This is a genomic window from Mucilaginibacter gilvus (assembly GCF_004054195.1).
Taxonomy (GTDB): Bacteria; Bacteroidota; Bacteroidia; order Sphingobacteriales; family Sphingobacteriaceae; genus Mucilaginibacter; species Mucilaginibacter gilvus.
In genome coordinates this window covers 110,011-134,287 of record NZ_SBIW01000002.1, presented here as the reverse complement: position 1 = coordinate 134,287, position 24,277 = coordinate 110,011, and the positions used below count along the sequence as shown (strand labels likewise).

The window sequence follows — 24,277 nt, the reverse complement described above, 5'->3', positions numbered from 1 at the left end:
TTATCGAAATAAAAAGCTTACCGCCCGCCGGCATCCTGGGCAGGCATGTTGTTGTCTTCTTTATCTTTTTCTTTATCCTTGGAAAACTCCAGCTTTCCAAATTTATAACTAAGCGAGATACCGAAGGATTGCAAAGGCACTTGCCTGATGCTTAACTGGTTAAAAGTGCTGCCATAAGTGGTAGACTTTTGTGTGATATAATGGGTGAATGGGTTGGCGGCAACCAAGCCAAGGCTTGCCTTTTTATTAAGGAACTGCTTACGAACGGCGAAATTATAAAAGAAGAAATACGGCCTTGAGCCCTGTAAGTTTTTTTGCGAGGAGTTGTAGTTGGCAAAAGCCTCGGCAGTAAGATCATGCGGAAACTGGTAGCTTGCGTTTAAATTAATGCGATAGCCAAAGCCTGTAACTTTAATTACGCCGGGATTGGCAACTGTGCCCGGGTTGGTATTGGTGCGGCTTGCAAAAAACATATTGGTCCGCAAATTTAATTTGCCTATAGGTACCGAGCCAAAAAGGTTGCCGCCAACAGTAGTTTGCGTGCCAATGTTACTACGCTGGTTTAGCAGTACATCGGCGTAATCGCGCCCGTTGATGTTCAACACAGGGTATGGTGTTGTAAATTGCTGTATATCATCCAGGTTATGGCGATAAAAGCTCCCCAGGTAAAAATTGGCACCACCATCGTACGATTTGTTATAGCCAAGCTCCAGTCCGTGGCTTAATTCGGGCTTTAAATTAGGGTTACCGGTGCTGATGTTGTGCGGGTCGCTGATGTTATAGAATGGGTTAAGGTCGCCGTAATCGGGGCGCTCTATGCGGTAAGAGTAGGCCAGCTTTATCGATGAGGTTTGCGTAAGCTTATGCGCCAGCGTAGCAGATGGCACAACCGTGTTGTAGCCAGGTATAGTTACCCCCGGAAAATCGGCAGTGGTGTTGGTATACTCATCCCGTAAGCCAATCTTGGCATCCAAAAACTTATGGAACAGCGATGTTGATACAGAAAGGTAGCCGGCGTATATCTTACGCTTATAGTTAAAGCCGTAGGTCTGCCCCGCATTGTTAATGTAGGTGCCATCGTTCAGCAAAGTATCGGTGTTTACTACGTTCTTCAGGTTTTGCAGTACCGCTTTTACGCCACCTTCCAGCGTAAAAGTTTTGCTGAAGGGCTGCGTATAATCAATAGAGATGTTTGTTTCCCTGTCGCTACCGGGGTTGTTGCTGCGCGAGCCGGATGTTGGATAGCCGCCGGTAAGGTAATCCTGCTCGTTAAAGTACGAAAAAGTGTTTTTACCGTAACTGGTATTGTACTGTACCTCCAGTTCCTGGCCTTCGGTTTTAAATTGCTTTTTGTACGAGAGGCTTACATCGGTAGCGTTTACATGGAAACGGCTGTCTGATGTGCGGTTGCTCAGCAGGTCATACAATTGTGCGCCGGCTGTAGTGGCTTTTAATTCCTCCTGGGCGCTAAACCCATTGTTATGGTTTCCAAAATGGTTAAATCCTACTGATGCGGTTAGTTCATCTTTTGGGGTGACGCTCCAGTTAAAGCTAAGACCCGATTGGTAGCCGCTGCGGCGTTGCGTATTATCCCCGCTTTGCGTTAAATTGGTTTGTGTGCCCTCGGCTAAATCGCTTGATGTACGGTTGTTGCTGCTTAACCCGGTTGTTTTTAGCTGAGCGTTCCCGCTGAAAAAAGCGTTTACGCCAAAGTTGTTTTTACGCGCGTTAAGGTTAAACGAGCCATTCTCTAACCGGCTGCCTGCCGATAAATTAACGCTGCCGTTGATGCCCTGTACTTTGCTGTCTTTTAATATAATGTTGATGATACCGCCTGTACCTGCCGCGTCGTATTTTGCGCCGGGGCTGGTGATCACTTCTATACTCTTTATTTGGCTGGCGGGTATGGCCTGTAGCGCGTCGGCAAGGCTGGCACCGAAGATGCTGGATGGCTTACCGTTGATAAGGAAACGCACATTGGCATTGCCCTGCAACTCCACATTACCATCAATATCAACAGAAACCTGCGGTACTTTTTTCAGCACATCCAAAGCAACACCGCCTTGCGCGGTAAGGTCGTTTGCGGCGTTATAAACCATTTTATCTATACGGTTCTCTATAATAGGTGTCTTTGCTGTAATGGTTACACCTGCTAATTGGTTTTGCACGGGCTGCAATAATATCGCGCTTAACGCCGGGGTGTTGCCGCCATCTGTTACAGTCACATGATCAATAGTAGTGCGTTTATAGCCTAAAAAATCAATGGTTACTTTGTAATCGCCGGCAGGGATGTTATCTATACTGAAAACGCCTTTAGCATCGGTACTGATGCCATTGAACGGGCTGGCAGCACCTTGTTTAAATACCGAAATGGTAGCATAATCTACCGGTTGTTTGGTTACGGCGTCAGTTACTTTGCCGCTTATTTTGCCTTTACCGGCGGTTTGGGCGTAGTTGTTTACAGAAATCAGGAGAAAGAAAAGTAGTGAAAGTACCGTTCGCATGGAGGTGTTAGTTTTATTAGAACCACAAATCTGGAAAGAAACTTTGGATTAAATCTGAGTTTTGATTTAAGTGTCGGGATTGTTACAGAACCTTGCTGAAACCATCGAAAAGTATACCATGGGTGTTATTGACCAATAACTTGCAGATAGGAGAGGGTTAATAACCGATATAATTTTTCTGCTCTATCACCACCGTGCCTTTGTTTTCGGTAGTGCTGATGTACATTTTTACGTGGTAAAAGTCGTTATCGAAAACGTAGATGTTATTATCTACATCTGAGCCCTGGAATTTCATGGTAAGCTTGCCGCTTTTTGCCTGGGCTATTAAATTGAGCACATGCTGCGGGTTGCGGGTGGTATACGTTACGCTGCGTAAAACAGTGCCGCTTGAGAGCGCTGTATTTACACCAATGGTGATGGTTTGCTCGCTAACATTAGGGTTAATGCTCCGAAAATGCTCGATCTTTTTACCATCTTTTTCTTCGATGAACTGATGCTTAAATACCCTGCCAAGCACTAAATAAGTATGCGCCTGTCCGTTGGACAGGTTGGTGAGGTTGGTAAGATCGTAAAATGTGATACTCTGCGCATTTGAACTCATCCGCAGGCAAAACAAAAATAGGATAAGCAGGTATTTTTTCATTTATAGGATACTCAACAAATGTAATCTAATTTTTAAGTAGTTGTTAGGGCGGGATTATAACTAAGGAAGTAAGGTCATTGCCTGTAATAGTTGTGTTTTGGTAAATTATGGATGATAGGTTTGCACTGCATATTGCAATACATCACCTTTGTAAAATAGAACATCTTTAAACTTGCCATCTATATAGCCCTGGGCTTGGTCGGTAAAATTTGGCGATGAGGCGTCAAATGAGTGCCCGCCGGTGATAATGGTTTTCGCTTTTACAAAACGGCCAAATTCTATAGCCGCTATAAAACTATTGCCAGAGAAGCCATAGCGTTTTTGCGTGCCCGGCATTACCCTGCTTTGGAACGATGGCAATTGCCCAAAATTGGAGGAAGTTAAACCAACGGGCAGGCTTGGTAGTTTATCGTCAAAGGTTATGCCGTCTGCGGGGCGCTGGTAACGGTTGATGTCGCCCCATTGTACCTTCCAGGTGCCATATCGGCTTTGCAGGCCGGTAATGGCATGGCTTAGCATGGCCACTTCGCTTTCGGGTGTGATGGTTTGCAGCAGTTCGGTTAAGCGCTTTACTATATAACTGGTTTCGCCGGGCAGGGGCGGCGGCATTGTCCTGAACATAGCACTGCCCCATTCAATAGCCACGGTGCTGGCAACCGAGTTTGCGGCCGTGCGCCTATCCCATGCTTTTAAGAGGGCAATGGGTTCGGCAAGTTTAGTTTTAACGCTGTCGGGCGCGGCATTATAGGCAGCAAATAAGCCGGGCAGCATATCGTCGAAAGCGCGCAGGTAATGGTCGTACCCTTTTGCTATCAATCCATCCAGCGTAAGGTTCTTGGCATCTTTAAGTAGGCTAACGGCGTTTACACCCCTGTAGTTTTCATCATCGGGTGCCATATACAGCGGGTATTTTGTTTTATCGGGACTGGCTGCGCCTGCCGAAGTAAATGGTGATGAGTTACAGTTTTGAATATACCCGGTGGAGGGATTGTAGACATGTACGATCTCGTCCAGCGAGTGCAAGTCTTTCCATTCTGTTGCGGGTGTGCTGCCATCTACAGGTAGGGCCCAGTTGATCTTCGGGTCGCGTTTGGGCATAAAATCGCCATACCAAAAAGCAGTGTTACCCTGTCCGTCGGCATAAACGGTATTGTTGCTGGTGTTGGCCAGCAGCCCCATCGCCTTTTTGTATTCGGCAAAGGTGTTTGCCTTGGTGATCAACCACGATTCCAGCAAAGCCTTGTACGACCGGTTGTAGTGTTTCAGCGCCAGCCACTTGCCATCTCTTGCCGCCAGCACCGGTCCATGGTGGGTATAATAAGCGGTGATATCAGTGGCAACCAACTCGTCGCCTTTTTTTACGCGCATGGTTAGTTTTTTAACGGTTACGGGCTTCAATTTGCCATCGTATTCGTAAAACCATTTGCCGTCTTTTTTCTGCACTTTTTCGGCATACATATCGCCTACATCGGCATAGCTGCTGGTATGCATCCAGCCGCAGTTTTGGTTAAAGCCCTGGTAAATAAAAAACTGCCCCCAGGTAACTACACCATAGGCATGCAGTCCCTCCTCGCTTTGCAACCCAACTTCGCTGCGGAAGTAGAAAGGCACATGCGGGTTAATGTACAACATAGCATGGCCACTTGCCGTGCGCGATGGCGAAATAGCAAAGCCGTTGGAGCCGGTTTCGCGTTCCTCGTGGGTGTTAATAATGCTTTGGGGTGAATATACGGTGCCGATGGTATTAGCTGCATCGCCGTAAAAGGCCTGTGTTTCTTTGGGGGTGATGTCGCCGGTTTCGGTAGCGGCAACGCTGCCATCAGTAAACATCAGCGGGAACCAGGGTTTGAATTTTTTGAAAACCATTGGTTTTACCTCCGGGTGTTTGTAGAGGTAATAATTCATCCCATCGGCAAAGGCATCCAGCAGTTTTTTAAACGACGGCGTGCTGTTGTTGTAATCTTTTATAGCGTCGGCGCTATCGGCTATCAGTTGTAATTGTACATCGGTATATAGGGGAGTGGCTCCATCGGCCTCGCTTTGGCGGCCAAGCTGGTACAGGTAATTGCGTTCTATCCCTCTAAAATTTTCCTCGCACTGGGTGTACATCAGCCCAAATACCACGCCTGCATCAGTTTTTGAGTAGATGTGCGGCGTACCATAATTATCGCGGATGATGGTTACCGCCTGCGCCTGTTTTTGGTAGCGGGCAATTTCTGCATGAGTATGCTTTTGCGCGATAGATAGTACCGGTAAAACAAGGATAATGAACGTAAATATTTTTTTCATGGATGGCAAAATAGGGCATCAACAGCCGTCGGGATGGTTAATTTATCTTCAATCCCCTAATTTAATAATAATTGGCATAACCTGAGGGGATAGTGTAACGGGCCTTTTCGGCGAATGCCGTAGCCTTTAATGAATTGTGAATAATTGTATTTTTGACGGTTAAATTATCTGTTTAACACTACCTATCCACTACTTATACAGCCTATAAAAAGGATGAATACAGGTGGTACAAGGTGATTTACCTTTACCTGCTGCTAAAATGGTGTATGGTTTTATAGACAAAAAAAAATGCTTTAAAAAGTTTTTTACACTATCCCCCATAATTACTATATTGCTACCGTGTTTATAAAGTTTTAATTTTCGATGTTGTTTTATCGATAAATGAAATAAATAACCGTGAAACTGTAACATATTGTATAAAAGCAACGTCTTTTTTACAAAAGACGGATATAATATATTTACGATGGCACCGTTCATTGTGTATCTTTGACACCGAAAAGTGTGAGTTGTAAAATCGGTACAATAATTGTATCGATTTTACCACAAAGAATTTAGTTGGGATATTTTACTTAACCGCCAGGTTAATAAATAAAGAGCTTGGGTAAAACTAACATGTTATCTGAGATTTAGTTGATCAGCATTATTTGAGAGATGATGTTGCAAAAGCGTTCCGGGGTGAGATACGGAACGCTTTTTTTATTTACACCGATTCCACAGATTAATTTTGATTTCACCGATTTTGGCACCGATTCTCCAAAGATATCTTTGTGCTGCCCGACTTATTTAATTTGCAGGTACAAAAACGCTGCTAATGCTGCACCGAGAATGGGGCCTATTACGGGGATCCAGGCGTAGGGCCAATCGCTGGTGCCTTTATTTTTGATAGGCAGCAACGCATGCACTATGCGGGGGCCAAGATCCCGTACGGGGTTGATGGCGTAGCCTGTGGTACCACCCAACGAGAGCCCTATTACCCCTACCAGCAAAGCTACCGGCAGCGCACCAACTGAGCCAAGGCCAATAGGTGTTTTTGTTGGTGTTATCTCGCCGCCGGTAATGTAAAATACCACAAAAACCAGCACAAACGCGCCTATGATTTCGCTGGCAATATTTGAAAAATAATTGCGCACGGCAGGCCCGGTGCAAAAAACACTTAAGATGGCCGCCGGATTGTTTGTTCGCCTAAAATGATCTATATACATCAACCACACCAGGCCTGCGCCTATAAACGCGCCCAGGAATTGCGCGAATATGTAAGACAGCACACTGCCCCAGGCAAATTTGCCAGCCACCGCAAGCCCGATAGTTACCGCCGGGTTTAAATGGGCGCCGCTGTATGGCCCGGCTACCGTTACCCCTACAAAAACGGCCAAGCCCCAGGCGGTGGTAATTACCAACCAGCCGCTGTTATTGCCTTTTGTATCTGTTAAAAGCACGTTGGCAACTACGCCATTGCCTAATAAGATAAGCAGCATAGTGCCCAGTAGCTCTGCTAAAAATGGAGACATCGGTATATTGGTTTAAGGTTTATAATTGTATTACTATGCCCCTGTTTCATCGTCGCTCCAGCACTGGGCGGTATGGATGGCTTTTTTCCAGCCCTGTATCCCTTTGTTGATATTCGGCAGATCGGACTGTACGTTAAACGCTTTTTCTGCCTGCCATAATGCCTTTATCTCGTCTATATCTTTCCAGTAGCCTACCGCCAGGCCTGCCAGGTAAGCGGCACCCAAGGCCGTGGTCTCTACAATGGTTGGCCTTATAACTTTGCAGTTAAGCAGGTTGGCCTGGAATTGCATTAGCAGATCGTTGGCTGTAGCGCCGCCATCCACGCGCAATTCCTTTATCTTCATACCGGCGTCGGCCTCCATAGCGTTCAATACATCCATGGTTTGATAGGCTATAGATTGTATTGCGGCAAGGGCTATGTGCCCGGCAGTTGTACCGCGGGTAATGCCCACAATGGTGCCGCGCGCATCAGGGTCCCAGTAAGGTGCACTCAGGCCGGCAAATGCAGGCACAAAATAAACGCCGCCGGTATCCTTAACGCTTAAAGCAAGCTGCTCTACCTCTGCCGAGGTTTTGATGATCCCCAGCCCGTCGCGCAGCCATTGTACCACGGCACCACCAATAAATATACTGCCCTCGAAGGCGTATTGCACCTGGCCGTTTATTTTCCACGCTACGGTGGTAAGCAAGTTGTTTTTTGAGGCGATAAACTCGCTGCCAATGTTCATCAGCATAAAACAGCCTGTACCGTAGGTGTTTTTCACCATTGCCTTGTCAATACACATCTGCCCAAAAAGCGCTGCATGCTGGTCGCCGGCTATCCCTGCTATCGGGATCTTCGTGGCGAATATCGTAGTCGCGGTTTCGCAGTATACCTCGCTCGATTGCTTAACCTCCGGCAGCATTACGGCAGGGATATCCAAGAGCGACAATAATTCCTCATCCCATTGCTGCGTGCGGATATTGAACAGCATGGTACGGCTGGCGTTGGTAATATCGGTAACATGCACTTTGCCCCGGGTAAATTTCCATACCAGCCAGCTATCAACCGTACCAAAGGCGAGTTCGCCGGCAAGCGCCTTTTCGCGGGCACCGGCTACGTTATCCAGGATCCATTTTATTTTTGTGCCCGAAAAATAGGGATCGATCACCAAGCCTGTTTTGTTGCGGATGAGTTCCTGGTGGCCGGCTTGTTTTAATTCTTCGCAAAAATCGGCGGTGCGGCGGTCTTGCCATACAATGGCGTTGTAAACAGGCTCACCGGTAAGGCGGTTCCAAACTATAGTGGTTTCGCGCTGATTAGTAATACCTATGGCCTTAATGTTGGTGCCATTGATGCCCATTTTAGCGGTGGCTTCGGCAGCAACACCCGCCTGGGTAGACCAGATCTCGTTGGGGTCATGCTCCACCCAGCCCGGTTGCGGAAATATTTGCGTAAACTCTTTTTGCGCCAGCGACCGGATCTTCCCGGCGTGGTCAAAAATAATAGCCCGCGAGCTGGTTGTGCCCTGGTCTAAAGCTAAAATGTAATCTTCCATAAATTAAATATCCGTTGGTCGGTTTATATCGGTATAGCAGGTGACCCTGCCGGAAAATACGGTTCTAACAAATAGGCTTGCGCCAATAGTGTAAATGTATCAATTTGTTCCTTTTTCCATGCAGCATCTTTATTAAGTTCTGCTGCCATTAAAGCGGCTACAGGTGGCGCCATATCAATTGCCGCGCGGGCATCTAAAAACAGCGCCCTTACCCGCCGGGCTAAAATATCCTCAACGGTACGCGCCATCTCGTACTTAACGCCCCATACCACTTCTGCAGCGATATAGGGCAGGCGTGGATGTAGTTTTTCGGTCCATGCGGCATTTTCGTTGGCAAGCTGTAGCAGGGCGGCTTGGTCGCTGCCATAAACATACAGGTGGCTGCTCCTGTCAAAACCCGCCATGCTGCCGTGAATGGGCAAGGACTTGGTTTTACAGGGTGAGGGGGGAAGCTTACCAACCACAATGGCCCTGTCAATGGTATCTTCGCCCATTTTGCGGTAAGTTGTCCATTTGCCGCCGGTTATGGTGATGAGGCCCGAAGTGGAAATCACCAATTTGTGGCTGCGCGAGATCTCCTTGGTTGTCGACGAATCTTTTTCGGGCGCGGCCAGCGGGCGCAGGCCGGCAAATACGCTCAATACATCTGCTTTTGTGGGTTGCTTAGTTAGGTATCGCCCGGCGGTTCGCAATATAAAGGCGATCTCTTCCGGCAGTGCTACGGGTTCCAGGGTATGTTGATCAAGCGGCGTGTCCGTGGTACCCACAACCAGCTTGTCATGCCAGGGAACGGCAAAAAGCACACGCCCATCGTCGGTTTTGGGGATCATGAGCGCATCTCCTCCCGGCATAAAAGAACGGCTGAGCACCAGGTGTACCCCCTGGCTTGGCCGCACCATGGGCTTTTTCCCGGGCTTATCCATGCTTAACAGTTCATCTACAAAAACCCCGGTGGCATTAATTACAGTTTTACCTTTAATAGGGTAGGTTTCGCCGGTCTCTCCATCCGTAGCCACAACCCCAGCGATGTTCCCCTGCAAATCCTTTATTAAATCAACCACCCGGAAATAGTTTAGCACGGTAGCGCCCCGCTCGATGCTGGTTTGGGCCAGATTAACGGCCAGCCTCGAATCGTCGAACTGGCCATCATGATAAACAACCCCGCCATACAATCCTTTTTGCTGTATGTTAGGCAGCCGGTCAATCACTTGTTTTTTGGAGATATGTTTAGCCCTGCCAAAGCCGAGCCCGCCTGCCAGTAGATCGTAAAGGCTGAGGCCGATGGTGTAAAACAAACCGCTCCACCACTCATAATTCGGGATGATGAACGATTGGTTGCTTACCAGGTGAGCGGCATTTTTTAACAGTAAGCCTCGCTCGTTGAGCGCCTCTCTTACCATGCTGATATTGCCTTGTGCCAGGTAGCGCACACCCCCATGTACCAGCTTGGTGCTCCGGCTTGATGTGCCCTTGGCAAAGTCGGCCTGTTCTAGTAAGATCGTCTGGTAACCCCTGGATGCTGCATCAAGCGCGGCGCCAAGGCCGGTAGCACCGCCCCCAACAATAATTACATCCCAAACCTTTTCGGGATTGTTTAGCGCTGAGGTTAATTTTCTCCTTGGGATAGGTTTCATATATTTATTGTAAACTACTTCTCCAACTTCAGTTCCCCCTTCAGGGGGTTAGGGGGCTGCGGCTGTTGCCTTTTATACATCGCCATAACCAGCGTTACCATCCGGTTGTAGGTATCCAGGCCTTGCGGCTGGTTGTTTGCTTTTAAAAAGTTATCGTAAAAAATGCCGGTTATTACATTGGCCTTATTTTGATAAGCCAGCCAGTATTGGCGTTCCTGCTTAAAATCGGCCTTCACCTGCGGGGAGATGCGCTTTTTTAATTCCTTATTCATCAGGCTATCGGTTACGTACAGACTAAACATAAATTCGCGCACGGCCAGTTGGTATGCCGAGTAGCGCAGCAGCCTATTTTTGGAGCCGATAGCCGCCAGGTAGCCCACAAAGTTTGCCTCATCCTCGGCCCCGTAACCCATCTGGTGCGACATTTCGTGGCAGGCCACAAACGGCCTTACAAAAACCGGCTGTTGGTAATTCAGTTGGGCCTCGGTGGTAAAGGGGTTATAATAGCCCGATGTGCCAATGTAATTAAGCAAAGGGGTTAACAGCGATGGTTTGATACAAGGGCTATAGGTTTGAAAATTTGCCGATGTACCGCCAAGCTGCCGTACGGCATTGATAGCTGTAGCGTAAATAGTATTGTTGCTTTGTTGCAGATCGGCCTGGGTAACGCGTGCACGGGTGGCGTTAGCACTATCGATAAGTGTGGTGGTTACCGCCTGCAAGTCGACGGCTGTAAATTTGGATTCTTTTAAATTTAACCTTTCGGCGGCGGAAGGGCGAAAATAGTTCATGCCCCAAAAAATATAGAAAAGCAACAGGCCGGTTTGGATGCCTATTATCACCCCTGTGATTAACAGGCCTGCACGTAAAAACTTCTTCTTAAAAAGTAATTTGATGAGTAAGATAACCGCATAGAAGAGATAGGCAACAACAGCAATGTACACCACATCGCCCAGGCTAAAGGGAAAGATATTTAAAACAGGATGGAGTACAAAGCAGATAGCGGGGTAAAGGCCCTGCGAATAGTATTTTTCAACCGCCTGCGGGTGCCCTGCAAAAATCATCAGCAGGTATATGGCTATTGCCAGGGCCAGTATAACAGCCACTCTTTTTAGTAAAGGTTTCCCGGCGAAATAGCTCTTCATTTGGTTGGTAAATATATAGGTTAAAGGATAAAAGGAGAGGGGGTGAGAGTAAAAATGCTCATGAAAAAACAAAGCCCCCCGGGTTGCACCGGGAGGCTTGTTATTTAAAACCACGAAAAATTATTTTACAGATACCGGTACCGATAACTTATCCCAGTTTAAAGAAAAGCCTTTTGCATTGATTTTGTAAACCAGGCGCTCGCTCATGGCTGCTGCTACAGGTTTTACGGTTACACGCAGCGCGTCTTTGCTTTCGTCGTATTTAAACGCTCCCCATTGTTTGGCCACTTTGTTGAAGATGATGGTCCAGGTGGTTTCTGTTGGGATGGCAAAAAAGCCGTAAGTGCCTGCGGGCAGGGTTTTGCCTTCAACTTTAATGTCTTTTGTAGTGGTAAATACGGTTGCCTCGTTTGCACCGGTACGCCATACTTTACCGTATGCTTCTAATTCGCCAAATACTTTGCGGCCCTTTACAGATGGGCTGCCATAGTTAATGGTAATAGTTGACCCGGCAACTTTAACACTAACGCTATCGCGCGGGCTGGCTGGTTTTTGCTGAGCAAATGCAAAGCTGGATACTAAAAGGGCGAATAGAAGTACTGCTGCCGCCTTAAACTGAAATGTGTTTCTCATCATGTTGGTGTTTCTTAAGTTTAGTATAAACGCGTATGGTTTAAATTATTGTTGGCAAATATAATGGCATTAATTTTATAACGGTAGTGGTTATTTTATAATGCACTCTAAATTAGTTTAAGAATATTCCCATCGCTTAAAACTTTCAGTTGGGCAGCATGTTATATAACCAGAACGCACATTGCAGTTAGGAATTGACCGAAAGGTTAAACAATTGTTGTGAGTTTTTACCCCCGTGTTTCAACAAGCATGGGGGTTTTTATTCGCAATAGCATTTGTATTGATCATCTGCCGACCTTTATTTCCATCACTAAAGAATACTTAGTTGTCAAATAATTGGTAAATAAATGTACTGACTTTCGGTTAAGTAATGCAAAAATATTTCTTGGTTTTTTAACGCAGCCGGTTATGCCTCGTCTTTTATCTCTTCCCAATAAACCGTTTCCTGGTAAATGTCATTTTTAATGGCAACCTGTGCTTTTATTTTTTCCAGCTCGGCCTTCATCTCTTCGGCGCTGAGCGAACTTACCAGCGAATGGTAGTAGATGACATAGCCGGTGCGGCTATTAATGAATTTATAATGTTTGTCAGCAGTATTCATGGAAGAATTGCTTTATATCATTATAATATAAACTGCCGGGTTTTTGTTTTAGTATGCTAAGCCAGGGTATTTAAATCGTAGCTTAAGATCAATAAGCCTGTCAACTTCAAAAAAAGCTGGCAGGCCTATATATATGGGGAGATTAAACCGCCTCTACGTTAAGTGGTATAAATTGTTCATCAGCACTTGGCCCGTAACTGCCGGGGATAGCTACATCCAACAGGCGCAGGTAAACACCTAATTGCGCGCGGTGGTGTATAATTTGCGAAATCGTCATCCTTATCACTTCCCATTTGGCATCGCGGCTGTAAATTTCGGGGCCGTTGCGCAGGGTCCAAATTTCGTTCATTATCCATTCTTTATCGGGCACTAATGATACTTGTGCGCCGGCAAACGATTTCTCAAACAACGCTACCAGATCATCGGTATTGTTGATGATGGTTGGGTTGTAGGGCGCGGCGGCAAAATCCAAGCCTTCGGTAGATAACACCATGGCGATCCAGGTTGGCAATTCGGCAATGTGGGTGGCCAGGCTGCGGATATTCATGCTTTTAGGGTGCGGCTGCCAGTCGTATTTGTCGTTTGGTACGCGCTCCAGCATTTTGCGTGTGGTTACGGCTTCTAAATTTAGTTGTTCCAGAAAAAATTCGATGGTTGTCATAGCTTGTTGTTTTAAGTTTATGATACAAAGAAACAGGAGGTTAATGACAGCCCTATGTCAGCAGTGGGAAAAGAAGTTTCCATAAAAAAGGCCGTGCAATTTGTCTGCACGGCCTTGGGTGTTAAATATTAACTGATATAAAGAACGAAACAAATAGGCTTTATCAATTTGGATTTTTTATTGGCGCGCTGCCTGCTGCCGGTGGATTTAATTGAAACTCATCAGCCGGAACGTCCCAATAGTCGAGGAAGTTATAGTTGATGGTAGCATTTGTATTGAGTACGCCCGTGGAGGTAAGCACTACGCAGTTTTTGCGGCCGCCACCTTTAGATATGTCATATATAACGCCCCAGCGCCTTGCATCGTAAAAGGCGGTGCCCCTAAATAAAAGCGACAAGCGCCTTTCTTTACGGAGTTCTTCCTGTGCAGCTGCCAGGGTTAAACCAGTGCCCGATACTTTGGCAAGGCCTGCACCCTGGTAGGTACGTACCGCATCAACGCTTGCTAAACCGGCGTCAATTTGGCCTGTATTTATAAGCGCTTCAGCTTTCATCAATTCGTTTTCTTCGTAACTGCCTGCCATGTAGACTTCCTGGTTGCCCGGGGTTTTATCGGCAATTGTAAAAGCAGGGTTATCTTTAACTGGAGTAAGCTTGGCGTCGATTAACCGCCACCTGGTGCTAAAGGTAAAACCGCCCACCTGGTTGTAAAACGGAGATTCCAATACAAAATTCTTACTTTTACGTAAATCGCCGGGTTTGATGTCTTGTACTAAACGTTCGCTGATGGTGAAACTGCTTGCTGTTTTATCGCCTGCTGTGTTAGCAGATACCGAACCACCGCCTGCAGAGAAAACATAGTTGTTTGCGGCGGTGAAACCTGCAAAAACGTTGTCGCCTGCCTGGATGCCCGCGTTGGTTAGGGTTAAAATAGTTTGCCAGTTGGCGGCCGTCATGGCGGATGTGCGGGTATTAACCAAAAGGTTGCGCGCCATCAGCGTATTTATACTATGAACAAACATAGTAGGTGTTGGTACCGCCGCGTTACCCACCTGAAAGAAAGAGGGGATTAGTTTGCTCATCACTTCAGTATAGCCGGCGGTGCTACTTATGCCATTTAACAGGGTAATGGCCTGGTTAAGGTTTTTATTTGATTCGGCAATTAAGGCTGCGCTGGTAACATAATTACCATTTGTTATACTAATACCATCATTTATTAAGCCCGCATAATAAACAGAGCCTAATCTGGCGTAAGCAAGGCCCTTCCACCAGTATGCCCAAGCCTTATATGTTGCCAATTTAGTTGCCGCGTCGCCGCCTAAACTAACATTGTCTGCCACGGCCAGTATTTGGTTACAGGCATTATTTAAACCATACATGCTTTGCCATTCGTAATAGAACATGTTAGTTCCCTGTTTATCGCGCGAGTTATTGAGTCGTAAGTTGGCAATTTGTGGCTGAGGGTTGGTGATTTTGCTGCCGTCATCTAATATTGCGTAATCTGGCATATTAACAAGGTTTACGTTTTGGTTGGATGCCTGTGCAGATACATCATCTGCCAATAATTCGTGGTAACCGTAGCATAACGAAAAGAAACTGTCTCCCAGCCATCCGTCGCCGTTTACAAAGCCGTTGGTGTATACACTGCCTGATGCAAGTGAGGTTAGTCCCGATTCTGTTTTCGCCTGCTCCAGTGTAGGCGAATTAGGGTTTTTTACGTCCAATTGCTTTTTACATGCCGACGAGCATACTACCCCCGCCATGATTAATGATGTTACTATGTATTTATATTTTTTCATTTTGTTTTCAGTTAAGATCAATTAAAACCCAAGATTTAAACCAATTTGATAAGATTTACTGTTTGGCGTTGAATCATGGTCTACGCCCCTGTCAAACGGTGAGTTGGATGCTCCCGAGCTTATTTCAGGATCAAAGCCGGTGTATTTAGTAACTGTAACTAAGTTACGGCCGGTAAAGGTAAGCAAGGCTCTTTTGAATACTTTGCGGCTGATCAGGCTGGAGAAATCATATCCAAGGGTAATATTTCGTAACCTTAAGAAAGAGGACCCTTCATAAAAATAATCTTTTGTTCCATTTCTTGCGCCGTTTCTTCCACCAATAATATCTGCGTAAGCACTTCTGTAATATGCTGTGTAAGCGCCCGAAGTGCCGCCAATGTTAACCGGTACGTCATAGTCGCCACTGATTCCGTCCCTGTATTGCCATTCTTTAGTCTGGTTATAAAGGTGGCTGCCATAAACCCAGTCAAACTGGAAACCTAATGTTAATGATTTGTAGCTTAATGCGTTGATGAACGACATATTGAACTTAGGGTTTGGATCGCCAAGTGGAGTGGCCTCATTGGCAAACTGGATTCCCTTATTAGCAATATTTACTACCCTGCCGTTTACAATGGTGTATTTGTCGTAATCTGCCGGCAATATGTAAGGTACGCCTAAGCTGTTTGTTTCGCTAACGCTGGTTAAAGCCTTGTTACCAAAGAGCTGACCTATCTTTTGCCCGGCAACTAATGTTAACTGGGTACTACCGGCAGCGGTGCCTAAAATAATAGGCTCACCACCTGTGCTGGTGATCGTAGTGGTTTGATGGCTAAAGTTAGTGGTAAAGTGCCAACTAAAGTCCTTGCTTTTTAGTATGCCAAGGTTTAATGACGCCTGCACACCATTCGACGCAAGGCCGATAGCGTTTGTTTTAATTTGTGTACCCCCGGTTGATGGCGCTGTGTTTACGTTATAAATAACATTAGAAGCTTTACGATTCCAATACGTGCCGCTTAAGGTGATTTCGTTAAACCAGTTGCCCGATGCGCCTTTGATGCTGAAATCTGTACCTATTTCATACTCTTTTGATACTTCCACCTTTAGATTTGGGTTGGCTAATGCGGTTGGAAGACTAAAGATTAGGCCTCCGCCAAAATGACCCGGATTAATGGTTGGGTATCTGTCAAAAGGATATGGCTGTGTACCGGCCTGGCCGTAACCGCCCCTTATTTTAAAGTCTGGAAGTGCATTCCCGAGGAACGAGTTTTTCCAGAAATCGAAAGATGACACACGGATGTAAGCATTGGCATTAGGAAAAGTAAAAGGTTTAGAACCGGCACCAAATGCTGATGAATAATCTGTTCTGAAGCCACCTGCAACACCAGCATAATCTCCAAAGTCAATCTTTTGGTTTAATACGAATCCGTAGGTAACAAAAGGTGTTGTGTAATCGTAAGAGACGGCTTGTGATGCCGTTTGTTGAAAATTGAAAATTTCGTATTCTGGTAATTCTAACCCATAAGTATTAAATTGTTTATCGTTGCTGTTCCTGTAATCAAAACCTAAATAAGTGCTGGTGGTTATAGGCAAGTTGATTTTAAAATCCTTGACGAAATCGGTGTTGATTACCGCCGATGTGTTAAAATTTTGAAAAACTGTAGAACTGGTATTTTTAACTAACTCTCCTTTTGGAAGTGATGCAAAAAAGCCATAATAGGAACCAAGGTCGATAGCTGTAAGTGTTTTAGACTGATCTTTGAAAACGATGTTTTCTTCTGTGTGCTGATAGTTAAGGCCGTATTTAGCATTCAGTGTTAAAAACTTATTCACTTTGTAATCAGCCATTATGCTTTGTAACAGGTCTTCACGGTTCGATATCCTGTTCGCCCATTGCGTATAATAATTGGGGTTAGAGCCGTTTACACTAATTGTACCGGAGTTTAATGACATAGGATAACTGCCATCAGCATTTTTTCGGTTAAAGTCATAAAAAGGTGATGCGTTAAGCACATCGAATATACCACCTGAGTTGCCAATGCCGTAGTTGGGGTTCAAGGTGTTTTTGGTGTAAATCAATTGGGTAACGGATCGTATGGTAAACCCTTTAAATAATTCCGAGCCAAGGTTCGCTGTTAAATTAGTACGGTTGTTATAACCGTTATTTTTGATATTACTTTGCTGGTTATTGTTGGAAACAGTTAAATTGTAATCGGATTTTTCGTTAGCTCCAGAAATGGCAACACTATTATTTGTAGTATAAGAAGTTCTGAATAACTGTTTAAGGTGGTCATAATAATTGAGGTTAGTGCCATATTGCTGATGCGCAATGTTTAATGGATTACTCATAGCTGTAGGCGAGCCATTGCCCGGATCTGCGCCATAAGCCCATTGAATGCCGGTGTAGCGACCATCCTGATCGATGGCAATAGGGTTGCCGTCAGCATCTATAAAAAGACCATTTGCATCAGTTTTAAAGCTACTCAACATAGCCTGGTGTACGTTGCCTAAGTTCAAATAGTCGTTGCTGCTTACACTGGTACTTACATCAATACGGGTTTTACCAATTCTGCCCTTTTTAGTGAAGATCTGGATAACGCCATTTGCCCCTTGGGCACCATAAATGGTAGATGCTGCGGCGCCCTGTACAATTTCTATATGATCAACTGTTGCGGGGTCGAGTTGGCTTATATCTGTCGTGCGCGATTCGATACCGTCTACAAGTATCATAGGAGAGGTGCTTCCTTGTACCGTATTTACACCCCTTAATAAGATATTTGTTCTTGCACCCGGTGTGCCGTCTACAGAGGAGATTTGCGCGCCCGCTACTTGCCCAACCAAACCCTGGTCGATAGAAGCTTGTGGCGAGGAAGAAAGGGCTTTACCGGATAGTGATTCTACAGCGATGCCTAATTTCGCTTTACTGGTAGCTACGCCCGAGCCTGTTACCACAACTTCTGAGAGCAGGTTGTTATCCGGTTGTAAAACCACATTTACCACATTATCTGTGCCGATGGGTACCTCAGAAATCTTGTAACCAATAAAAGAGAATACTAACGTACCGCCGGATGAGGGTACAATTAAGGAGAATTTGCCGTCTACACCAGTTTGTGCGCCGGTATGCGAGCCTTTGAGAATTACGCTTACGCCTGGCAGGGCCAGGCCATCTTCTTTAGCAGTTACAGTACCTGTAACGCGTCGGCTTTGGGCATAAGAATATTGGCAAAATAATGCCAATAGAATCCCAAGAAAGCTTTTGAGGAAACTTTTTTTCATACATTGATCAGTTTTAGTTAAGTAATTAAACCTATACAATGTAGTATGTAACAATTACATTACAAAAATCTTCAATATTTTTATGTTTTAATAAAAAAATAAGGCTAATTCACATAATATTTTGTTAAATATAAATTTTAACAGCTATTTTATTAAATAAATCGCATTTATTTTCTATAATAAGTATAAAATTTGCGGTTTTTTATCGGTTTTTATAAAAATTGACTTAATATTTTATCAAATAGCTATATATTATCTTATTAATGGCAGTTTTCTAACTAATTCATGCAAAAAAAGTAAAAAACGTGGATAATTATAATTTTTATACTGCCTGTTTGATAGTAAGATTCCCTTTTCTTGCCAAAAACGTACGATAAGGAAAGCGCGTTTAATTCGTAGATACCGCTACGGTTGTTTTTTTTTGATTTTTAACTTTACCGTTGTTTAACTATAACTTAATCTCTACCGATGCAAAATTTGGGCGCTCGGCTGCGGTTTTTTATGGTGTAAATTTTAGATAATAAACACTTTTTTTACCTTTTTACTATGCATGCATAGTATTTTATCGCTACCTTTACGGCAACCAATTATAATTCTGATTTTTAAAATGGACCATTTATTAACCGATACTCCTGCCGGCTTCGATTTTTCTGTAAGCGATAACCAAAAGATGATAGGCCAGATGGCCAAAGACTTTGCTGAAAAGCATATTAAACCCAATGTAATGCTGTGGGACGAGGAGCAAAAATTCCCGCTGGAGCTGTTTAAGCAACTGGGCGAAACGGGCATGATGGGCGTTTTGGTTCCCGAAGAATATGGTGGCTCGGGCTTTGGCTACGCGGAGTACGTAACCGTTATTGTAGAGATAGCCAAAGTTTGCGGCTCTATAGGTTTATCGGTTGCGGCACATAATTCACTTTGTACCGGGCATATTTTAGCATTTGCAAACGAGGAGCAAAAACATCGTTGGTTACCCAAACTGGCTACCGCCGAATGGCTGGGTGCCTGGGGATTAACGGAGGCTAATACCGGCAGCGATGCCATGGGGATGAATACTACAGCCGTTTTAGAGGGCGACCATTATATCGTAAACGGATCGAAAAACTGGATAACACACGGCAAAAGCGGCGATGTGGCCGTGGTAATGGTGCGTACAGGTAATAAGGGAGATAGCAAAGGCATTTCTGCCTTGGTTATTGAGCGCGGTACGCCTGGCTTTAGCGCAGGTAAAAAGGAGAACAAACTGGGCATGCGCGCGTCAGAAACTACCGAAATGATATTTGACAATTGCCGTGTACCTAAAGAGAATCTTTTAGGTGCCGAAGGCGAAGGTTTTAAACAAGCTATGAAAGTTTTGGATGGTGGCCGGATCTCTATCGCGGCGCTGTCTTTGGGTATCGCAAAAGGTGCCTTTGAGGCAGCCGTTGCTTACTCTAAAGAACGCCACCAGTTTGGGCAGCCCATAAGCAATTTTCAGGGGATCTCATTTAAGCTGGCGGATATGGCTACTGAAATTGAAGCGTCTGAATTGTTGGTGATGCAGGCGGCTGATCTTAAAAACCGCCACCTGCCGGTAACCAAACAATCGGCAATGGCCAAATACTTCGCATCGGAAGTGGCGGTGCGCTGCGCTAATGAGGCCGTGCAGATCTTTGGCGGATACGGCTACACAAAAGATTTCCCGGTAGAAAAATTTTACCGCGATGCCAAGCTTTGCACCATAGGCGAAGGGACGTCGGAGATACAAAAAATTGTGATAAGCAGGGAAGTGTTGAGGTAGGGAGGCTTTGAATACTTACCTGGTGCCGCTATAAATGTTGAATTTGTAGCGGCTTTTTTTATTCGGTCTTCTCGCCGTCCGCCCGGAAAAAAAGTGCCCTTAAAACGCTTATTTATCCAGTTTGACAGGTATGGGCATTATATAGTAAAATGCGCCGCGGTCTACACTTTTAATATTCACATCCATTGTTTCGTTCACCTTGTTAATGTTCACGTTGATGCTGCCATCAGGGTTTACGGGGATGCTTACGAGTTTTTTGGTGTCGGCCATGGCAGGGGTGATGCTGCCTTTTAGCAAGTTTAACGTTAGTGCGACTGCTATAACGGTTAAGATAATTTTTGTGTACAGGTCTGTTTTCATGATATAGTGGTGTGATATTTATATACTGCAAAGCGTACCGCTGCTACATAATTGGTTTAATGGCCATTGTAAAACCCTAAGATAGGGATTAAAAGTGCCCAAATAAAAGGCCCAGCCCCCGTAAAATAAAAAAAGCAGGATCGGCCTTGCGCTATCCCTGCTTTCATTTAATCTTAACTAACTATTAACTGACCGATTTTAATTCGGTTAATTACTGATAAAGCTACTAAATTATATTTATAGTATAATAATTATATTAGAAATTAATGTTTTCTATTCAAATTGACTCTGTTCACAGGATCAGGCATTTATGCATATAGGATGGGTCCCAAATTTTAATTTGAATAACGCGCAGTTTATATTTGTTTAATTCTGTTATATTTTATAAAACTAATTTAAACGGAATTTAATTTTGTTGTTGTGTCTTTTGCTGATATCTTTATCCGGCAAATCAGCCACAGCCTTCCATGAAAAAAATATTTTGCTTTTTTTTGTCCGTTCTTTCTATCGCCACCTTAAAAGCCCAGCAATTGCAACTACAGAACATTGCCGAGGATAACGGTTTGCCAGGTATTCAGTTAGCATACACCGTAAATGGGAAAATCACCGAGTACAAAGTTGGTACGGGTAAGGAAGGACTGACGAAGCAAATAACTATTAATACGCTGTTTCGTGCCGGCTCATTGGGCAAAAGCGTATTTGCCTATGCGGTTTTAAGGCTTTGCGATAGGGGCATGCTCTCGCTTGATACCCCACTGACTCATTATATAGGTACCTACCCCAGGTTTGATATGAAGGACCCGAGCTACAGCATGATCACCGCGCGGATGGTGCTGAGCCATACCAGCGGGCTGGCCGAGTTTCCGCAGTTTGAGACGGGCGAACCGGTAAAATTGCTTTTCGCACCCGGCAGTTCTTATGCATACTCGGGCGAGGGTTATTGGTTTTTGCAAAAGGTGATTGAAAAACTCACCGGCATGCACTTTGAGCAGGTGATGCAGGAGGAGGTTTTTAAACCGCTGGGCATGCATAACAGTACCTACGTTCAAACCAAGGAAATGGATATCAGCGTAATAGGCCCCGAAAGCCGGGATTTGGCTCCAATGTTGCCGAACGCCGCGTTCAGTTTGTTGAGCAACGCGCACGATTATACCCTGTTTTTGCAGGCGCTGCTGGCCGGCAAGGGTTTAAAACCGGCAACGCAGCAGCAGATGTTTAGCAAGCAAAGCAACGCGCAATGGTTTCAGCGCGATACTACCGAAGCTGATAGCTATATTGATTGGGGACTCGGCCTTGGCCTGCAGCAGAACGAGAAAGGCAAAGCGATATGGCATTGGGGAAGTACCGATGATTTTTACTCATTCTATGTGGCCTTCCCGGCTGCTAAAGAAAGCATGGTGTTTTTTACCCGTGGCGACCGTGGCTTAAAAATAACCGACCAACTTGTAAACCTGCTAATGGGTAAGCAAACTAACCGGGCTATGCAATGGCTGCGCCTGGGGTACGATCATCCCGAAACTATGGCAAGGCTTTATGATAATTTACGAAAGCAAGGGTTCGTGAACGCGGCTGCTGTTTTTAAAAAACTAAAGGCATCGGGGGTGCAATTTTCTGAAAGGGACATGAACAGTTACGGCCAGACCTTGCTCAAACAAAAGCGGTACAAACAGGCGATGAACGTGTTTAAGCAGCAGGTGGAATGGTATCCGCAAAGTCCGGTTGCTTATGGTGGCTTTGCCGCCGCTGCCGAGGGTTTGGGCGATAAGCAACTGGCCATAGCAAATTACAAGCGGTCGCTGGCTTTGGATGGGGGCAACCCGGCAGCCGGGTTCCATATTAAAGCGTTGCAGAACGCTAAACAGTTTACCGCCGCCGGATTAAGGGCTTTTGAAGGGAAATATAAGCGTGAAGATAATGAGATGTTTTTACAGGTAAGTACAGTCGGCAATAAGGTGGTTATAACTCAATCCTGGGATGGAGGAAAGTTGGAATTTTTTAGGGTGGAGGACTTAATGTTTTACAATAACGAGCCTGGCTTTACGCTGCGGTTTACCAAAGATGCCGCGGGTAAGGTGGAGAAGGCTTTTGTAAATGACACGCCGCTGGAGTGGCTGAGGGAGTAATATTTAGGTTTACGGCTACAAAAATTATTTTCCATTAGGATGATTCGCACGTGATTATTATTTCGCCGAAGGAGTTGGCGAGGTAGGGGCGTAGCGGCCCGCCACAAGCCCAACCGGCTTAAACTCGATGGCGGAAAAGTTGCTTCTATCAGCGGCTTGTATCCCGATATGCATCGGGACAGGCACCAGCGGGGCTGGCGGGAGATAGAAACATTGTAATTAATTTTCTAAAGTTCCGATTAATATTGACTGCAGAACCGGGCGTATGAAAGCACAAGCCCGATGATATACGGTACTGTGTTTATGATTGGAAAAATACCAGGACTATCTATGCCATTGTATACCAATAGATCTACGGAACTTTTTAACAATAGAATTGTCAGCCAAATAATCGGGAGCAAAAACCAACTCAGCATACTCAACAACCAGTTGTTTTTAATCGTAGGATATTTGTTTAAAAATATTGGCAGCGCAAGTACCATTATGATGGCCGAATTAAACAGCGCCATTATAAATATAATTGGTGCAAACGATCCTGTGGTTAGCCACTCGCTTTTATAATTACTAAAGATGCAATCAATGTTTATATAAACAATGTTTATGCCCAGCGCTACTATTGCCGGGATTATTGTAGCGTTTTTATAAAATTTCGACAGCATTTTTATGAATTGATTTTATGCATAAAAGTAGTTTTAAAGAGCTGGAAATAAGATAATCTCCGTGTTTTTGCTGGCTTATCCCACTCAATCAGCCTATTACGAAATCTTTTTCTCCCAAGCCCTTGAAAATCAAAAAATAGTACCTACCTTTGCAGTCCTTAAAATAAGGATAAAACAGTAAATACAAAAAGGAAAAAATGCCTACTATTCAGCAATTAGTTAGAAAAGGTAGAGTAGCTATGGTTGACAAGAGTAAGTCACCAGCGTTGGACAGCTGTCCACAGCGAAGAGGCGTGTGCACCCGTGTGTACACCACTACCCCTAAAAAACCAAACTCAGCAATGCGTAAAGTTGCACGTGTGCGCCTTACAAATGGTAAAGAAGTTAACGCCTACATCCCTGGAGAAGGCCACAACTTACAAGAACACTCAATTGTTTTGATCCGTGGTGGTCGTGTTAAAGATTTACCGGGTGTACGTTACCACATCATCCGTGGTGCGTTAGATACATCAGGTGTTGCGGGCCGTAACCAACGCCGCTCTAAATACGGAACTAAACGCCCTAAACCAGGTCAGGCAGCTGCACCTACAAAAGGCGCACCAGCTAAGAAAAAGAAATAATTAAAGGAGGATATTAATAATGAGAAAGTCAAAACCAAAAAAAAGAATCCTTCTTCCTGATCCAAAATTCAATGATATTTTGGTAACCAGGTTTGTAAATAACATGATGTTCGACGGTAAAAAATCTACCGCCTACACTATATTTTATAACGCAATTGATATTGTTGAAAAGAAAACCAGCGAAAACGGTTTAGATAGCTGGAAAAAAGCTTTAAACAATGTAATGCCGGCTGTAGAAGTAAAAAGCCGCCGTGTAGGTGGTGCAAACTTCCAGGTGCCAACTGAAGTAAGGCCAGAGCGTAAAGTTGCTTTGGGTATGAAATGGTTGATCAGCTATGCCCGTCGTCGTGGTGAAAAAACCATGATGGAGAAATTAGCCGGTGAGATCATCTCTGCTGCTAAAGGTGAAGGTGCTGCTGTTAAGAAGAAAGAAGATACGCACAAAATGGCTGAAGCCAACAAAGCGTTCTCTCACTTCCGTTTCTAAACTAAAAGGATTACACCGATTTAATATTGGATTACACC

18 protein-coding genes are annotated in these 24,277 nt (G+C 44.9%); 5 read left to right on the top strand and 13 right to left on the bottom strand.

What is annotated here, in order from left to right; all coding sequences use genetic code 11:
* Positions 1–17: 17 nt before the first annotated feature.
* From EPL05_RS03850 to EPL05_RS03795, 12 genes are all read right to left on the bottom strand, one after another.
* Positions 18–2,504, bottom strand: coding sequence for a TonB-dependent receptor domain-containing protein (locus EPL05_RS03850; RefSeq protein ID WP_128532283.1), 2,487 nt, complete (start codon positions 2,502–2,504; stop codon positions 18–20).
* Positions 2,505–2,661: 157 nt separating this feature from the next.
* Positions 2,662–3,147 (bottom strand): hypothetical protein, encoded by a 486-nt coding sequence (locus tag EPL05_RS03845; RefSeq protein ID WP_128532281.1) that lies wholly within the window; start codon positions 3,145–3,147, stop codon positions 2,662–2,664.
* A gap of 105 nt (positions 3,148–3,252) precedes the next feature.
* Positions 3,253–5,436 (bottom strand): penicillin acylase family protein, encoded by a 2,184-nt coding sequence (locus EPL05_RS03840; protein WP_128532279.1) that lies wholly within the window; start codon positions 5,434–5,436, stop codon positions 3,253–3,255.
* A gap of 779 nt (positions 5,437–6,215) precedes the next feature.
* Complete coding sequence (locus tag EPL05_RS03835; protein WP_128532277.1) at positions 6,216–6,944, bottom strand: MIP/aquaporin family protein; 729 nt, start codon at positions 6,942–6,944, stop codon at positions 6,216–6,218.
* Positions 6,945–6,977: 33 nt separating this feature from the next.
* Positions 6,978–8,483: a glycerol kinase GlpK gene (gene glpK / locus EPL05_RS03830; protein ID WP_128532275.1), complete on the bottom strand. Its 1,506-nt coding sequence runs from the start codon at positions 8,481–8,483 to the stop codon at positions 6,978–6,980.
* 23 nt (positions 8,484–8,506) lie between these two features.
* The gene (locus EPL05_RS03825; protein WP_128532273.1) at positions 8,507–10,117 is read right to left on the bottom strand and encodes a glycerol-3-phosphate dehydrogenase/oxidase; all 1,611 of its coding nucleotides are present in this window, start codon (positions 10,115–10,117) and stop codon (positions 8,507–8,509) included.
* A gap of 14 nt (positions 10,118–10,131) precedes the next feature.
* Entirely contained in the window at positions 10,132–11,262 is a 1,131-nt protein-coding gene (locus tag EPL05_RS03820) for a DUF3810 domain-containing protein (RefSeq protein ID WP_128532271.1), read from the bottom strand.
* Positions 11,263–11,382: 120 nt separating this feature from the next.
* Positions 11,383–11,898 carry a DUF2911 domain-containing protein gene (locus EPL05_RS03815; RefSeq protein WP_243837207.1) on the bottom strand — a complete coding sequence of 172 codons (516 nt, stop codon included), beginning with the start codon at positions 11,896–11,898 and terminating at the stop codon, positions 11,383–11,385.
* A gap of 403 nt (positions 11,899–12,301) precedes the next feature.
* Positions 12,302–12,496, bottom strand: coding sequence for a hypothetical protein (locus EPL05_RS03810; protein WP_128532269.1), 195 nt, complete (start codon positions 12,494–12,496; stop codon positions 12,302–12,304).
* 142 nt (positions 12,497–12,638) lie between these two features.
* Positions 12,639–13,157, bottom strand: coding sequence for a DinB family protein (locus EPL05_RS03805; RefSeq protein WP_128532267.1), 519 nt, complete (start codon positions 13,155–13,157; stop codon positions 12,639–12,641).
* 163 nt (positions 13,158–13,320) lie between these two features.
* Entirely contained in the window at positions 13,321–14,955 is a 1,635-nt protein-coding gene (locus tag EPL05_RS03800) for a RagB/SusD family nutrient uptake outer membrane protein (protein ID WP_128532265.1), read from the bottom strand.
* Between the two features lie 21 nt (positions 14,956–14,976).
* The gene (locus EPL05_RS03795) at positions 14,977–18,210 is read right to left on the bottom strand and encodes a SusC/RagA family TonB-linked outer membrane protein (protein ID WP_128532263.1); all 3,234 of its coding nucleotides are present in this window, start codon (positions 18,208–18,210) and stop codon (positions 14,977–14,979) included.
* Positions 18,211–18,817: 607 nt separating this feature from the next.
* Here EPL05_RS03795 and EPL05_RS03790 point away from each other — a divergent pair.
* On the top strand, positions 18,818–19,990 hold the full coding sequence (locus EPL05_RS03790) for an acyl-CoA dehydrogenase (protein WP_128532261.1): 1,173 nt from the start codon (positions 18,818–18,820) through the stop codon (positions 19,988–19,990).
* Positions 19,991–20,098: 108 nt separating this feature from the next.
* On the opposite strand, the gene EPL05_RS03785 is transcribed toward EPL05_RS03790, so the two are convergent.
* The gene (locus tag EPL05_RS03785; RefSeq protein ID WP_128532259.1) at positions 20,099–20,350 is read right to left on the bottom strand and encodes a hypothetical protein; all 252 of its coding nucleotides are present in this window, start codon (positions 20,348–20,350) and stop codon (positions 20,099–20,101) included.
* Positions 20,351–20,817: 467 nt separating this feature from the next.
* On the opposite strand from EPL05_RS03785, the gene EPL05_RS03780 reads away from it, so the two are divergent.
* The 4 genes from EPL05_RS03780 to rpsG all read left to right on the top strand — a co-directional run bounded on the left by EPL05_RS03780 (position 20,818) and on the right by rpsG (position 24,239).
* Positions 20,818–22,473, top strand: coding sequence for a serine hydrolase domain-containing protein (locus EPL05_RS03780; RefSeq protein WP_128532257.1), 1,656 nt, complete (start codon positions 20,818–20,820; stop codon positions 22,471–22,473).
* Positions 22,474–22,755: 282 nt separating this feature from the next.
* Positions 22,756–23,034 carry a hypothetical protein gene (locus tag EPL05_RS03775; protein ID WP_166727621.1) on the top strand — a complete coding sequence of 93 codons (279 nt, stop codon included), beginning with the start codon at positions 22,756–22,758 and terminating at the stop codon, positions 23,032–23,034.
* Between the two features lie 295 nt (positions 23,035–23,329).
* Entirely contained in the window at positions 23,330–23,752 is a 423-nt protein-coding gene (gene rpsL, locus EPL05_RS03770; RefSeq protein ID WP_128532253.1) for a 30S ribosomal protein S12, read from the top strand.
* Between the two features lie 19 nt (positions 23,753–23,771).
* Positions 23,772–24,239, top strand: a complete 468-nt coding sequence (rpsG, locus tag EPL05_RS03765; RefSeq protein ID WP_128532251.1) for a 30S ribosomal protein S7 — start codon at positions 23,772–23,774, stop codon at positions 24,237–24,239.
* Positions 24,240–24,277: the final 38 nt, after the last annotated feature.

Bases quoted from the DNA above. Each gene is read 5' to 3' on its own strand.
- EPL05_RS03850 (WP_128532283.1), bottom strand. From the start codon at position 2,504: ATGCGAACGGTACTTTCACTACTTTTCTTTCTCCTGATTTCTGTAAAC.
- EPL05_RS03845 (WP_128532281.1), bottom strand. From the start codon at position 3,147: ATGAAAAAATACCTGCTTATCCTATTTTTGTTTTGCCTGCGGATGAGT.
- EPL05_RS03840 (WP_128532279.1), bottom strand. From the start codon at position 5,436: ATGAAAAAAATATTTACGTTCATTATCCTTGTTTTACCGGTACTATCT.
- EPL05_RS03835 (WP_128532277.1), bottom strand. From the start codon at position 6,944: ATGTCTCCATTTTTAGCAGAGCTACTGGGCACTATGCTGCTTATCTTA.
- glpK (WP_128532275.1), bottom strand. From the start codon at position 8,483: ATGGAAGATTACATTTTAGCTTTAGACCAGGGCACAACCAGCTCGCGG.
- EPL05_RS03825 (WP_128532273.1), bottom strand. From the start codon at position 10,117: ATGAAACCTATCCCAAGGAGAAAATTAACCTCAGCGCTAAACAATCCC.
- EPL05_RS03820 (WP_128532271.1), bottom strand. From the start codon at position 11,262: ATGAAGAGCTATTTCGCCGGGAAACCTTTACTAAAAAGAGTGGCTGTT.
- EPL05_RS03815 (WP_243837207.1), bottom strand. From the start codon at position 11,898: ATGATGAGAAACACATTTCAGTTTAAGGCGGCAGCAGTACTTCTATTC.
- EPL05_RS03810 (WP_128532269.1), bottom strand. From the start codon at position 12,496: ATGAATACTGCTGACAAACATTATAAATTCATTAATAGCCGCACCGGC.
- EPL05_RS03805 (WP_128532267.1), bottom strand. From the start codon at position 13,157: ATGACAACCATCGAATTTTTTCTGGAACAACTAAATTTAGAAGCCGTA.
- EPL05_RS03800 (WP_128532265.1), bottom strand. From the start codon at position 14,955: ATGAAAAAATATAAATACATAGTAACATCATTAATCATGGCGGGGGTA.
- EPL05_RS03795 (WP_128532263.1), bottom strand. From the start codon at position 18,210: ATGAAAAAAAGTTTCCTCAAAAGCTTTCTTGGGATTCTATTGGCATTA.
- EPL05_RS03790 (WP_128532261.1), top strand. From the start codon at position 18,818: ATGGACCATTTATTAACCGATACTCCTGCCGGCTTCGATTTTTCTGTA.
- EPL05_RS03785 (WP_128532259.1), bottom strand. From the start codon at position 20,350: ATGAAAACAGACCTGTACACAAAAATTATCTTAACCGTTATAGCAGTC.
- EPL05_RS03780 (WP_128532257.1), top strand. From the start codon at position 20,818: ATGAAAAAAATATTTTGCTTTTTTTTGTCCGTTCTTTCTATCGCCACC.
- EPL05_RS03775 (WP_166727621.1), top strand. From the start codon at position 22,756: ATGATATACGGTACTGTGTTTATGATTGGAAAAATACCAGGACTATCT.
- rpsL (WP_128532253.1), top strand. From the start codon at position 23,330: ATGCCTACTATTCAGCAATTAGTTAGAAAAGGTAGAGTAGCTATGGTT.
- rpsG (WP_128532251.1), top strand. From the start codon at position 23,772: ATGAGAAAGTCAAAACCAAAAAAAAGAATCCTTCTTCCTGATCCAAAA.